Source organism: Ureibacillus thermosphaericus, from assembly GCF_012396605.1.
Taxonomy (GTDB): domain Bacteria; phylum Bacillota; class Bacilli; order Bacillales_A; family Planococcaceae; genus Ureibacillus; species Ureibacillus thermosphaericus.
In genome coordinates, this window is the sequence record NZ_JAAXPW010000010.1 from 1 (window position 1) to 13697 (window position 13697).

13 protein-coding genes and 1 riboswitch are annotated in these 13697 nt (G+C 34.7%); of the genes, 4 read left to right on the forward strand and 9 right to left on the reverse strand.

Annotated features, from left to right (window positions below; genetic code table 11):
* Positions 1–205 precede the first annotated feature (205 nt).
* The 4 genes from HF990_RS05895 to HF990_RS05910 all read right to left on the reverse strand — a co-directional run bounded on the left by HF990_RS05895 (position 206) and on the right by HF990_RS05910 (position 4678).
* On the reverse strand, positions 206–1015 hold the full coding sequence (locus tag HF990_RS05895) for a TatD family hydrolase (protein ID WP_016837944.1): 810 nt from the start codon (positions 1013–1015) through the stop codon (positions 206–208).
* A gap of 167 nt (positions 1016–1182) precedes the next feature.
* Complete coding sequence (locus HF990_RS05900) at positions 1183–2424, reverse strand: aminopeptidase (protein ID WP_168412207.1); 1242 nt, start codon at positions 2422–2424, stop codon at positions 1183–1185.
* 75 nt (positions 2425–2499) lie between these two features.
* Positions 2500–3039, reverse strand: a complete 540-nt coding sequence (locus HF990_RS05905) for a ribonuclease H-like YkuK family protein (protein ID WP_016837942.1) — start codon at positions 3037–3039, stop codon at positions 2500–2502.
* A 109-nt stretch (positions 3040–3148) separates the two neighbouring features.
* Complete coding sequence (locus HF990_RS05910; protein ID WP_210730760.1) at positions 3149–4678, reverse strand: alpha/beta hydrolase; 1530 nt, start codon at positions 4676–4678, stop codon at positions 3149–3151.
* A 226-nt stretch (positions 4679–4904) separates the two neighbouring features.
* On the opposite strand from HF990_RS05910, the gene HF990_RS05915 reads away from it, so the two are divergent.
* Positions 4905–5096, forward strand: coding sequence for a hypothetical protein (locus tag HF990_RS05915; RefSeq protein WP_016837940.1), 192 nt, complete (start codon positions 4905–4907; stop codon positions 5094–5096).
* A 112-nt stretch (positions 5097–5208) separates the two neighbouring features.
* Here HF990_RS05915 and sstT read toward each other — a convergent pair whose 3' ends face one another.
* Positions 5209–6420, reverse strand: coding sequence for a serine/threonine transporter SstT (gene sstT, locus HF990_RS05920; RefSeq protein ID WP_016837939.1), 1212 nt, complete (start codon positions 6418–6420; stop codon positions 5209–5211).
* A 187-nt stretch (positions 6421–6607) separates the two neighbouring features.
* Positions 6608–7027, reverse strand: coding sequence for a DUF1284 domain-containing protein (locus tag HF990_RS05925; RefSeq protein ID WP_016837938.1), 420 nt, complete (start codon positions 7025–7027; stop codon positions 6608–6610).
* Between the two features lie 204 nt (positions 7028–7231).
* Between HF990_RS05925 and HF990_RS05930 the strand changes: the two genes are divergently transcribed.
* Positions 7232–7432, forward strand: a complete 201-nt coding sequence (locus HF990_RS05930; RefSeq protein WP_016837937.1) for an alpha/beta-type small acid-soluble spore protein — start codon at positions 7232–7234, stop codon at positions 7430–7432.
* Between the two features lie 94 nt (positions 7433–7526).
* On the opposite strand, the gene HF990_RS05935 is transcribed toward HF990_RS05930, so the two are convergent.
* Together HF990_RS05935 and dapA are read right to left on the reverse strand one after the other, a co-directional pair.
* Positions 7527–8822, reverse strand: coding sequence for an arsenic transporter (locus HF990_RS05935; protein ID WP_016837936.1), 1296 nt, complete (start codon positions 8820–8822; stop codon positions 7527–7529).
* 196 nt (positions 8823–9018) lie between these two features.
* Positions 9019–9906 carry a 4-hydroxy-tetrahydrodipicolinate synthase gene (gene dapA / locus HF990_RS05940; RefSeq protein ID WP_016837935.1) on the reverse strand — a complete coding sequence of 296 codons (888 nt, stop codon included), beginning with the start codon at positions 9904–9906 and terminating at the stop codon, positions 9019–9021.
* Positions 9907–10013: 107 nt separating this feature from the next.
* A riboswitch (Lysine riboswitch) is annotated at positions 10014–10192 on the reverse strand.
* Positions 10193–10443: 251 nt separating this feature from the next.
* On the opposite strand from dapA, the gene HF990_RS05945 reads away from it, so the two are divergent.
* Complete coding sequence (locus tag HF990_RS05945; protein WP_168412209.1) at positions 10444–11622, forward strand: DHH family phosphoesterase; 1179 nt, start codon at positions 10444–10446, stop codon at positions 11620–11622.
* A 76-nt stretch (positions 11623–11698) separates the two neighbouring features.
* Here the strand turns inward: HF990_RS05945 and HF990_RS05950 are convergent, their stop codons facing one another.
* A complete protein-coding gene (locus HF990_RS05950) occupies positions 11699–12364 on the reverse strand; it encodes a restriction endonuclease (RefSeq protein ID WP_168412210.1) in 666 nt (221 codons plus the stop codon).
* A gap of 175 nt (positions 12365–12539) precedes the next feature.
* On the opposite strand from HF990_RS05950, the gene HF990_RS05955 reads away from it, so the two are divergent.
* Entirely contained in the window at positions 12540–13604 is a 1065-nt protein-coding gene (locus HF990_RS05955) for an LLM class flavin-dependent oxidoreductase (RefSeq protein WP_016837932.1), read from the forward strand.
* Positions 13605–13697: the final 93 nt, after the last annotated feature.

Below are 13697 nucleotides of genomic sequence, written 5' to 3' on the forward strand. Positions count from 1 at the left end.
AAGAGAACAGCTATTCACGGAAGTTATAAAGACTTGCGTCAATCATCTTAATTGAACCGCCGTATACGGAACCGTACGTACGGTGGTGTGAGAGGACGGGAGTTAATCGCTCCCTCCTACTCGATTATCTTCATTAATTTGTTAAAAAACAGATGCTTATTATACTGATTATTCCAATCATGTTTGTTAAATCAATTTGAATTTGCTAAATATCCAATGAAGGTTCCGGTAAATTGAAAAGTTTACGTGTATTCTCTGTTGCATGTTTCGCAACCACTTCCGGTTTGACGCCCATAAATTTAGCGATTTCATTTACGATATGAGGCAAGAAGGAAGGTTCATTTCGCCGATTTTTTGGTCTATTTTCCATATTCCTAGGAAGAAGGTAAGGTGCGTCTGTTTCGATTAATAATCGGTCAAGTGGTATGTATTTTACTGCATCTTGCAAGGCTTGCCCTCTGCGCTCATCACAAATCCATCCGGTGATTCCTATATAGAATCCCATCGATACGTATTTTTTCACTTGCTCTTTATTCCCTGTAAAACAATGGACCACCGATTTTTCGGTCATATCCATAAAGTTTGCAAAAATTTCGCAAAAACGATTGTGAGCATCACGTTCGTGCAAAAAGAGAGGCATCGAAAGTTTTCTTGCTAAATGTAGATGGGCTTCAAAACACTCTTCTTGAATATCTTGGGGAGAAAACATTCGATTGAAATCTAGACCGCATTCACCAATGGCAACGACTTCATCATACTGTGCTAATTGTTCCAACTCATCGATTGTGTTATTAGTAAAAGTTTTGGCATCGTGGGGGTGAATACCGGCAGTTGAAAACAACACATTTGGATATTCTTTTGCAATTTCTAAACCCTGTTTACTGTTCCTTAAACTAGTGCCAGTAACAATCATTTGAACTACTCCATTTTGAAGTGCACGTTCAATAACTTCACTTCGATCATTTTGGAATTGTTTATCTAATAGATTAACTCCAATATCGATTAAATGCTGCATTAAATTTCCTCCACTATGTATTCAAAATTAATGTGAAAAGCATTATAAAAACAATATACTGACAAAAAGGTGATTTCAAGAATAATGAGTTAAATCTATGGATATTGTATGGAGTAAATAAAAGGAGAACTTGAGTAAACCCAAATTCCCCTGTCTCATTTTTTGTATTAGAATGCCCAATCGCCTTTGCGGAAAATAGGAACGATGGAGCCATCTCGTGTTATTCCATCAATATCCATTTCTGCAGAACCAATCATAAAGTCCACATGAACGTTTGAAATATTTAAACCTTGGGCACGCAATTCTTCTTCGCTCATTTTTGTACCACCTTCTATTGTAGAGGGGTAGGCGGAACCAATCGCGATGTGATTTGAAGCATTTTCATCAAATAATGTATTGAAGAATGTTACGCCCGATTGGGAAATTGGAGAAGGATCAGGTACAAGTGCAACTTCTCCCAAGCCGGTAGCTCCTTCATTTTCAAATACAAGTTTTTTAATAACTTCATCGCCTTTTTCTGCGGAAATATCCACAATCTTTCCGTCTTTAAAATGAGCTACAATGCCTTCAATTAATTGTCCTGCATAACTTAAAGGTTTCGTGCTGCGAACGACTCCGTCCATGCGGCGAGTATCGGGTGCTGTGAAAAGTTCTTCCGTTGGCATGTTGGCAATAAATTGCTCACCTTTTGGATTATAACTTTCTGCACTTGTCCAGATGTGATTTTTTGGCAACCCTAATTTAAAATCAGTTCCTGGCGCCTTGAAATGCAGGGCTTCAAATTGGTATTCATTTAATTTTGTTGCTTTTTCATTTAATAAACTTATATGTTTGTCCCATGCAGCAATTGGATCGTCCTCATATACCCGGCAAGTTTTAAAAATTTGATTCCATAAAGCATCGACTTGTGCTTCAGTAGTTTCTAAGTGAGGGAACATTTTATTTGCCCAAGCGCTGCCAGCTGCTGCTGCAACGGTCCATTTCAAATCGTTATTTTGTGTTGCTTTTCGTTGAACTTGGAAGGCTTGACTAGCTGCTTTTTGGAATGCAGCTACTTTTGCTGGATCCGCTGAATCAAGTAAACTTGGATCGCTAGAAAGGATGGCAAGTCTCGAAACGCGCTTATTTAACACATGGTCTTCTGATTCCTCAATTTCATATGGAGGAATGTCCGTTAGTACTTCTGTAGGCTGATGAAGATAATGTAATTTAGTAATTTCATCATCATTCCATTTGATAATCACTTTTTCAGCACCTAATTCGTAAGCCTCTTCTGTAATAAGTCGAGCGAGTTGAGCTTGCTCAACGGAAATTGTTATTTTCACCCAATCACCAGATTGAACATTTATTCCTTTTGACACTAATAGTTTTGCATATTTTCTTAAGAGTTCATCGAAATTTTGTAACATATCTATTCCTCCACATGTGTTTTTTCCAATTTTATCATATTCATAATAGAATGATTCAAGGAATACATTGTATGGTTATTTCTTTGTAAAACGATTCGCATAGGTGCTTGCAACAAAGGAGTCTGGTTTAATCTTTGCTTCAATTCCAAGGGAGTTCATTCTCGCAATCATTTCATTGACAAAGACGCTTGTTTTGTTTCGATTTCCGCTTCCAATATCGATATGTCCTTCAATGGTGAAGCTAGCTCCTTTATATACATAAGGTAATACGATATTTATTAACTGCTCTATTTTTTCTTCTGTAAATAAAGAAACGACTTCTTCGGTTAAAGAGGTTTCGTAAGAAATACGTTCATGTAAGTTTGTCATTCTCCTTGGGACAATGACTTTTCGAAAACATGCCCAAACGCCCTTTCCTTTTTGCTGAATGACAATTCCGGTAATAAATTTTGTTTCTTTACTAAATACTTGTGAATCTGTTCCAAACATTAAAACAAAATTACCGGTTGGTTCTTTTCTCATAAACTGTACAATTGCGTCGAAAACTTGCTCGAAAGTCATGTTCTTTTGACTCAAATTTTGAAAGGTTCCGTCTGTTATTCGATCGCTCTCCATAGAGATCTTACCTTTCTTAAGTTGTTATTGAATTAGTACAGTTTATTCACTATTAGGACATAAATGTGCTTTTCCAATAGTACAAAAAAGACCCAATCATTTGGGTCTCTTATTTTATGCACGGTTCAATTTCATTACCTGTTTTGATATCGATAACTTTTTCATTATGAAGAGGAGCAGGAATCGTCTTGCTTTCTGGTGGTTGGATATTTTGTTCTACCCAATCCACCAACAAATTAAATGCTTGATGCGCATACGGCAACAATGGTTGAAGTTCTTTGTCTGGATCTGTTGCTGGATTCCAAACGAGTCCATCTACATGATTACCATTTTCTATAATATATAATCGATGTAAATGTTCTCTTTTCGCTCGTTTCACTAATTTTTCATATCCTTTTGCATGAATTTCTGGGAATATAAGCGTATCTAATGATCCTGTAATACTGATTAACGGGACTTCAATCTTACCTGTATTTTCGATTTCTTTTATATTATCTTTGATTAATTTTCGTCTTTGATTATACTGATAGTTTTTGAAAATATGGTCAAAGGATCGATCACGTAAGCCGTTCTCATCAAATCTTAAGTAATTTGGCCATTCTATCCGATTAGGTGCAGTTGGATCAAAATGGTCACGATAAATGTTTAACGTGACAAACCAATATATTTGGTCATGATAAACCCATAATTTTTCAGATCCTTTTGGAACGCCTGCTTTAAATAATTCTTTTATCGCTTGTTCCTTTGCTTTTCCGCTACCATAAAGGGCTTCTTCTGCATGGTTGACAACAGAAACTAACGAACTTATGAGATTAGGGGCTTTTTCTGTCCAAAGAACACCTTCCCAGTCTACACCGCCATCGAAAAGTCGCGGTTCTCCGGTTTTTTCAGGGTTATCATTTTCCAATGCGAAACGAACAACATAACCTCCATTTGAGATTCCAATGGCATATGTCGGCACTTTATGATCTGGCCGAATTAATTTGCTTGCAGGATTTGAAGCATCATTCGGGTTAATAAGTCGGTCGCTAAAATTGTTTATCAAATATTGATGTGAAGCTTTAGTAATTTGTCTAAAACGAAGATGCCATTCTCGAACAGAATCATCTTCATCAACTAAAGCATTTTTCACTTTTGCCAATGGATCACCTTCGACTTCAGTGCCTTGAGTTCCTTTATCAATCGCTGCAAAAGCATACCCTTTTTCAAGAACAAAATCGCTAAATAAAAGATCTGTTGAGGTTTCATTTCTTGTTGCTGGAATGCCTGAAACGACTAATTTGCCATTCCACTGGTCAGGTACTCGAATGACAAATTGTGCATCATCAAATGCACCGGTTACTTGAGTGCCTGTTATTTTTGCAGGTTTATACATTTGAAACCAACCTGTTTCCTTTTCTGGGTCACCCCAATAAATGGGAGCTATTATATTGTTGCCATAAAGGTTAGCTTTTTCAAGTTGTTCAGGATTCAATGTTGTGAGCCAACGATCATCTTGTCCATCAAAATAAGTAACTTTTACAGAATGTGCTCCAGGGATAATTTCTTCATTTGCATGGGCTGCTGCACCTCCACCAATTGAGTGAGCACCAAAGAAGATCAATGGGGTTAATGTAATTCCAATTAGTTTTCGATACAAAGAAAGGCCCCCTTTATAAAACGAATTTACTCTATTTCTATATTCAATTTTCTTACAATTTATGAGATGTATTCAGCTTTTCTGTAACTATTTGGTAAATGGAGTTAAATGGTTATAACAAATTTGATATAATTTATTCATATTAAAGAAAATTCTTTTAATTACAGGTGAAAAAAATAAAAAAACATCATAAAATATAATTAAAACGAAAATAGGAGGAATGCTGATGATAACCGGTCAGTTAGAGCGGGCATTTCAGTTAGCTGAAAAGCATCGTCTCGAAGTTAGTACCATTTTAGAATTAAACAAAATCATAAGGAAGGAAATTAATTCGACCCCTATGGTAGAAGAAAAAATCCTTCAACAAGTCATTAAGATATTGGAAAATAATAAAAGATTACTTAGGGAGGCAACTTAGGAATTGGAAAAACATGTTGAATTATATGGTGATATAGACGAATTTGATTAAAGGCACTGCTCTGTAATAAGAAATGAGAGCAGTGCCTTAATAATTTATACATATTCTATTATTAATTTGATTTACGCTCTTTTGCCCATTCAGCTGTTGCTGTAAATAATACGTCGGATGATGAATTTAATGCAGTTTCACAAGAATCTTGTAATACGCCAATAATGAATCCAACAGCTACAACTTGCATAGCAATATCATTGGAAATTCCAAAAAGACTACAAGCGACAGGAATTAAAAGCAATGATCCTCCAGCGACACCAGAAGCTCCTGCAGCAGAAAGTGCAGAAAGTACTACTAAGATGATAGCGGTCATTACATCTACTTCAATTCCTAGTGTATGACTAGCTGCAAGCGTTAATACAGAGATTGTAATTGCAGCTCCCGCCATATTAATTGTGGCACCTAATGGAATAGATACAGAATATGTATCTTTATTTAAACCTAATTTTTCACATAATGCTAAATTGACTGGAATGTTTGCGGCAGAACTTCGAGTAAAGAACGCAAAAATTGCACTTTCTTTTAATGTAAGCCATACAAGCGGATATGGATTTTGCTTTGTAAAAATAAATGTGATGAGCGGGTTTATAACTAATGCAACAAAGAACATACAGCCAAGAAGAACAATTAGCAATTTTCCGTATTCAACTAATGTGGAAAGACCACTTGTTGCTATCGCATCAAAGACAAGCCCCATAATACCAATAGGTGCAAATTCAATTACCCATTTCACAATTGTTGAAATTGCTTCTGAAAGATTGTCAATCATGGTTTTTGTTGAATCTGCTGCTTTCTTAAGCGCAATTCCTAGAAGAACGGCCCAAGCCAATATGCCAATGTAATTTGCATTCATAAGAGCATTTACCGGATTACTAACAACATTAAAAAGCAACGTTTCAAAAACTTCTGCAATACCTTCTGGAGGAGACACATCTTCAGCACTCATTTTTAATGTCAGTGTCGTTGGGAAAATGAAGCTGGCAATGACACCGATTGCACCAGCGGAAAAAGTACCGATAGCATAAAGAATTAAAATCAATTTCATATTGGTTTTTGTTCCGCTTCGATGATTTGCGATTGCTTGAATAACCAATACCAATACAAGTACTGGTGCCACGGCTTTTAATGCACCGACAAACAAGTTTCCGAAAATGGATACCCAACTGAAAGTATCAGGTATTGTAATAGCTAGAAGAATACCTAAAATTAAACCGATTAAAATTCGTTTGACTAAGCTAATTTGACTCCATGTATGAAATAGTTTTTTCATAAAAACCTCCAAAGATTAAAATCTTGCTTACAAATACAAATGTTTACACCAAAAGGACATTTAAGATAGATATAGTTTAGCACGAATTTTTAAAATCCAAAGAAATTTGTTATTTCGGAAAAATGTAAATAGTATTTATATTTAGATAAAATAAAAAATCTCCTCACCAGGAGATTTTTATAAATGGTTATTTATTTACTTCCCATAAACCTTCGCCATTTAAGATTCTTTGGATGCCTGCTTTACATACACCATAGGAACGCCATGTACAACTTTCACAAAGAATATCTATATCTTCAGGAGTTGCGAATTTTTGTATGCGAGACTCAATTTCTTCCCAAGTGAGAGTTTGACCAATCTGTATCCCTAACTTTTCCAAAATTTGTTTATCTCTTATGTAGATGTTTTCATCTTGACAATGATATTTTCCGCAGTTTGGGTATTTTTCGCAAATTTGATCGATGCCCTCGATGATGTGAATTAAGGTCTTGGGGTTTTTCCTAAGTTCTTGGTGAATGCGCTTCATATTTTCCGCAAATTCTTTAGAATATCCCATACCTCTAAAGCCAACAAGGCAAAATAAATGATGCCCTCGTATTTTATACATGAAATGCTCCTCCTAAAGTTAACGTTAACTAACTAACATATTAACATACTGATTAGGAGGAAAAAATTAGAATATATGACACTATTGTAATAATGTTACAACTTAAATAATCTGTTTTTTCCAGTGAATCTCAATGTTCCCTACATTTCTAAAGTATTAAAAGCTATAGCTTGAGCATTCTAATGGCACAAGGAGGTGAACAACATGACAAATCGTAGTTCTAACAAACTAGTATTCCCAGGGGCAGAAGCTGCATTGAATCAAATGAAATATGAGATTGCACAAGAGTTTGGCGTAAACCTTTCACCAGATACTTCTTCCCGAGCTAATGGTTCAGTTGGTGGAGAAATTACGAAACGTCTTGTGCAAATGGCTCAACAACAATTGAAAGGAAACTCAGAATAATTGGCAATAATAAACACACCTAAGTTCAAATGTTCTTAGGTGTGTTATTATTGTAACCATTATAATTAAATTTTACTCATATAAAAATAAAGAATCAAAATAATAATAACGTCAAATATAAACCAACTAATGTGAAGAATAGTATTGGAAGTGTCAGGATAATCCCCATTTTAAAATAAGCTCCCCAAGAAATTTTAATCCCCTTGTTTGAGAGTACATGTAGCCACACAAGCGTAGCAAGTGAACCAATTGGTGTAATTTTGGGACCTAAATCTGAGCCGATTACATTGGCATAAATTAAAGAATCGCGAATTACACCTGACGTGGAAGTTTCCGCTATTGCTAATGAGTCAATCATAATTGTAGGTAAATTATTCATAACTGAAGATAAGAAGGCTGCAATATACCCCATTCCAATCGTAGTAGTGAATAATCCTCCTTGCACTGTCCATTCAATAACATAGGCTAGTCCTTTCGTGAAACCTGCATTTCCTAATCCATAAACGACTAAATACATACCGATGGAGAAAAATACAATATTCCATGGCGCTCCTTTTATTACGGCTTTTGTATTGACTGCTGAACTTTTTCGAGCCATCGCCAATAAGAATATCGCCATAATCCAACCAATAATACTAACGGGTACATGAATCCATTCAGCTGAAAAATAACCGGTTAATAAAATTGCCATTACCGGCCACGCTAATTTAAACATCTTTTCATCCCGTATGACTTCCCGTGGGTTTTTTAGCATCATTACATCATACTTTGATGGAATAGATTTCTGGAAGTATAAAAATAGAACGATAATGGTTGCTATTAATGAAAAGAAATTAGGAATAATCATTCGTAAAGAGTATTCCATAAAGCTGATTCCAAAAAAATCTGCTGCGATTACGTTTACTAAGTTACTTATTAAAAAAGGGAGGGAAGTAGTGTCAGCTATAAAACCACTAGCCATAATAAAAGGGAAAATCATTTTCTCATTAAAATTTAAATTTCGAACCATTGCAAGAACAATAGGGGTCAAAATTAATGCTGCACCATCATTTGAAAAGAAGGCTGAAACAAAAGCTCCAAGAACTGTAACGTAAATGAACATTCTAATACCGTTCCCTTTTGCTATGCGAGCCATGTGCAGTGCAGACCATTCAAATAAACCAATTTGATCCAATATTAAGGAAATGATTATAATCGCAATAAATAATAATGTCGCATTCCAAGTAATGTTTACAACTTCAAAGACGTCATTAATATCCACTACTCCAACAATCAATGCAACTATTGCGCCACAGCAGGCTGACCAACCGATATTGATATTTTTTGGTTGGCGAATTACGAGTATGAGCGTGATGATAAATATTAAAATGGCTAATAGTAAATTGAGCAAAATCATATCCTCCAACAAAGTTGAATTGTGACATATTGAAGATAAAAAAATAAGCACTTATGAATTTAGTTAAATGCCTAAAATTCACAAATGCTATTATATCACTATTCATTTTCCTATCGAATATTTTATTTACTTTTCCACCAAGTATTATTTATCAAAATAAAAACCTGCCATTTTCATGGCAGGAGAATATTTATGAAATCAATTGTAATTGTGTATTTCTTAATAAATAATCTAGCATTTTTTGTTGCTCTTCGTTTAATGGCACTAGTGGAAGACGAACACCACCAACTGTTATGCCTTTCATATTTAATGCTGCCTTAACAGGAGCAGGATTTGGTGCAATGAACATCGCTTTCATAATTGGTAACAGGTTTCGATGTTCTTTTGCAGCTTCTTGAATATTTCCAATGAAGAAATTTTTAATCATAGATTGCATTTCATTGCCGATAATATGAGAAGCAACGGAAATTACTCCTGTACCACCAATTGCTAATGTTGGTAATGTTAAGCTATCATCCCCGCTATATAGTGAGAAATGATTTGGCGTGTTTTCGATAATTTGTGCCATTGCATCTAAATTTCCACTTGCCTCTTTAATTGCAACAATATTCGGTATTTTCGCAAGACGAACTACCGTATCAACGGATAAATTGACGACACTACGGCCAGGAATGTTATAGAGTATAATTGGCAGTTTTGTATTTTGTGCAATTGCTTTAAAGTGTTCATACATTCCTTCTTGGTTTGGCTTATTGTAGTATGGAGTTACAAGCATGATGCCATCCACCCCGGCATCTTCTGCTTTTTTAGTAAGCTCAATGGAAGCTCTCGTATTATAAGAGCCCGTACCTGCAATTACAGGAACTCTACCATTTACAGTCTTCACAGTAAATTTAAACAGTTCTACTTTTTCTTCATCTGTTAAAGTAGGAGATTCTCCAGTTGTACCACATACCACTAATCCGTCTGTACCGTTTGCAATTAAATGTTGAATTAGAATTTCCGTAGCCTCAAAATCTACGTCACCATTTTTGTCAAATGGCGTTACCATTGCTGTTAATACTCTTCCGAAATTCATTCTTCTCCACATCCTTTTCAATGTTTTTTAATGGAGAAGGGCAATTTCTTTATAAACGCAAAAAGCAACAACGAAGAGCCTCGTTGTTGCAAAAAGGAAGATTTTTTGCGTAAGATAGCCCTCCATATAGTTTCCTATATGACAGTCCTACACTTATTCAATGCAGAACCAGCCCCTAGAAAAATGAGTTTCTAGAGACTTCGGCAAATCCCCCTTTCCACAATTATCATTGGACCTCATTATCCTCAAACTGTGTACTCTTGGTTTTTGCGCCTCTATCCTTACTTCAAAGCAATATTGAAATAAGTCGATGGATAATTGTATATAATTGTAGCTCCTTTTATTTGGAAAAGCAATAACAATTAAGTATTTAAATATCATTTATGATTGAATTTTATACAATATGCAGAAAAATTTTGAATTTTCAATCGAAAATTTTGTTAAATTGAAAATTTAAAAGGAATTCTAACTTCTTTGCAATAATAATGCTGTTATTTTTATAAAAAGCATCCATACTACTTTCTGAGGTGAAATAGAATGTATAAATTGCTGTCCCACAATGATTTAGATGGAGTTGGATGTGGCATTTTAGCGAAACTTGCCTTTGGACAAGATGTAAAAGTCCGATATAATTCAATTGCTTCACTTGAACGGGAAATTGAATACTTTTTAGAAAATGATTTGCCTGATACTTTTTTATTTATTACAGATTTATCACCTAGTGAAGAAAATGAAAAAAGATTAAATGCACATTTTAAACAATATAAAAATATTCAACTTATTGATCATCATAAAACAACGTTGCATTTTAATGAATATGATTGGGGAACGGTATTAGTCGAAAATGAGGAAGGGAAGCTAGAAAGTGCAACTTCATTATTTTATCAGTTTTTAGTTGCAAACGAGTTATTAAAGCCAACAGAGGCAATTGATGAATTTGTGAAGCTCGTAAGACAATATGATACTTGGGAGTGGGAAAAAAACGATAATCATAAAGCCCATTTCTTAAATTCATTGTTTTTCTTAGTGTCCATCGATGAATTTGAAGAAACGATGATTGACAGACTAACTTCTTCTGAACACTTCGATTTTGATGAATTTGAAAAAAAGCTGTTGAATATGGAAGAAGATCGGATAGAACGATATATTCGTCGCAAAAAAAGAGAGGTAGTGCAAATAAAAAATGATGAGTATTTTGCTGGAGTTGTGTATGCGGAATCTTATCATTCAGAATTAGGAAACGAATTAAGTAAAGAACATCCTCATCTTGACTATATCGCTATATTGAATATGGGAAGTAAAAAAATTTCTTTCCGCACTATTCATGACCATGTGGATGTTTCGGAAATCGCAACAGTGTATGGCGGAGGAGGACATCAAAAGGCAGCGGGTTGTAACTTAACAGAGGAAACATATCAAATATTTGTACAAAATACTTTTCAGCTTGATCCAATGCCTCAAGATGCGAAATATAATCGGTATAATGTAAAGGAATCTTCTTTTGGTACGATGTATGCTGATGCCGATGATAACAATTATTTTATATTACAAAAAGATGGCGTTTGGATGATTGAAAAATCAGAACAATTAATAGAAACAACTTTTGCAAGTTTTGAAGAAGCAGAAAAATATTTAAAAAGGATGTATGAAGCCTATCTAGTACGTGATGAAGTGTTTGTTGAGTATTTAATGAATCGAGTAAAAAAAGAACATTAGAAGTAGATGATTGAAATATTTTTTATGAATGCAAAATTCGCTAGCTCCTTTCAATTTAGCTAGCGAATTCTTATTATTATTTATGTTGTGATAAATATAATGCGGTTTGGAAAACGAACTTTTTATTTTCATCCTGCATCATATTTATTAATTCATCGTGATCAATTAAAAGTATATGGTTTAAGGAAGAAAACTTTTTGGCAGATGGTGTAAAAGATTGATTTGTAATAATCATTGCGCCATCTGCACTGTATGTTTTTATATTGACAGCAACTTGTTGAACCTTTCGGATGTCAACTGCATTTGCCCCTTTTATAATCTGTACTATATATTTTCTCGTACCTTTCCATAAAATAAGATCCACATTGAAAGTTTCAATGTCCTTTGTAATAAGTGCTACGTAACGATGTTTTTCAAAAAGTTTTTTTAATAGATGGATGTACTCCGTTTCTGGCAAATTATTCAATTGTATAAGTTCTTTCTGTAAAAGATCGTTGTCAGTGTGAACGGTTTTTATTAAATGTAATGTACGATTAATTAAATAAAAAATAAAACGAAAACTTGCTATTCTAAAAGGCTTGTAGAATATTACCAAAGTAATGAAAATCATGAAATACAATTTAATATCATATACATTTAGTTCCATGGAAATCAAACTGAATAATGTGATAACAATACCAAAACTGAACATCAAAATCATTAAAAATTCAATTACTTTGCTTTCAAATTTTCTTTCTTTCATCTACATTCATTCCTTGTTTTTTATATTATTTTTAACTTTTGGAGCCGAATATATTCTAAAAAAGGATGAGAATTAAAAACAGAATATTTGATAATCATCCTAATATTTGTGTATGATTACAAAGAAAAATATTTCAATTTCGAGATAATCTTTTTTGTATGTGGAGGGAATGAGGATGGAAATAGGGTTAACGACATTTGTAGAAACGACGCCAGATGTAAGAACGGGAAAAGTGATAAGTCATGCGGAGCGCCTTCGAGAAGTTGTAGAAGAAATTCAACTAGCTGATGAAGTGGGATTAGATGTTTATGGAGTAGGTGAGCATCATCGAAAAGATTATGCTTGTTCATCACCTGCTGTATTGCTTGCTGCGGCCGCAACGAAAACAAAAAATATTAAATTAACGAGCGCAGTAACTGTATTATCTTCAGATGATCCAGTGAGAGTGTATCAGCAATTTGCTACATTGGATGCAATTTCGAACGGGCGTGCAGAAATTATGGCAGGCCGGGGTTCTTTCATAGAATCTTTTCCGTTATTTGGTTATGACTTACAGGATTATGATGAATTATTCGAGGAAAAGTTAGATTTATTACTACAAATACAGAAACAAGAAATCATTCATTGGAACGGTAAACATCGTCCAAGTATTAATGGTCGAGGAGTATACCCAAGACCAGAAAATGAAGTTCCGATTTGGATTGCTAGTGGTGGAACGCCTCAATCGGTAGCTCGAGCAGGTGCGTTAGGCTTACCTTTATGTTTAGCGATTATCGGCGGCAGTCCATTACAATTTGCTCCTTTAGTGAAGTTATATTATCGTGCAGCAAAAGAAGCAGGACATGATATTTCCAAACTAAAAGTAGCATCTCACTCCCATGGATTTGTTGCGGAAACGACAGAAGAGGCGGTTGAAAAGTTCTTCCCTCCAACCCAATACGCAATGAATGTTTTAGGTAGAGAACGAGGATGGGGACCATATACGCAAGCGACATTTGATTATGCTAGAAGTTTAGAAGGAGCATTGTACTGTGGCGATGTAAAAACGGTAGCAGATAAAATTATTTTCTTGCGTAAAAATGTTGGAGTTACTCGCTTTATGCTCCACTGCCCAGTTGGTTCAATGGCTCATGAAGATGTGATGAGATGCATCGAATTGTTAGGGAAAGAAGTTGCACCAATTGTACGTGAAGAAGTAGCGAAATGGGAAGCGGAAGGTAATGGGCAAATCATAGTCTAATAATAACTATCCATATTGGCTATTATTTTGCAAACTTTGACTAATATCTTTTTTAGCTTGACTATTAAGTGATCGATTTTGGCTAATATCGGT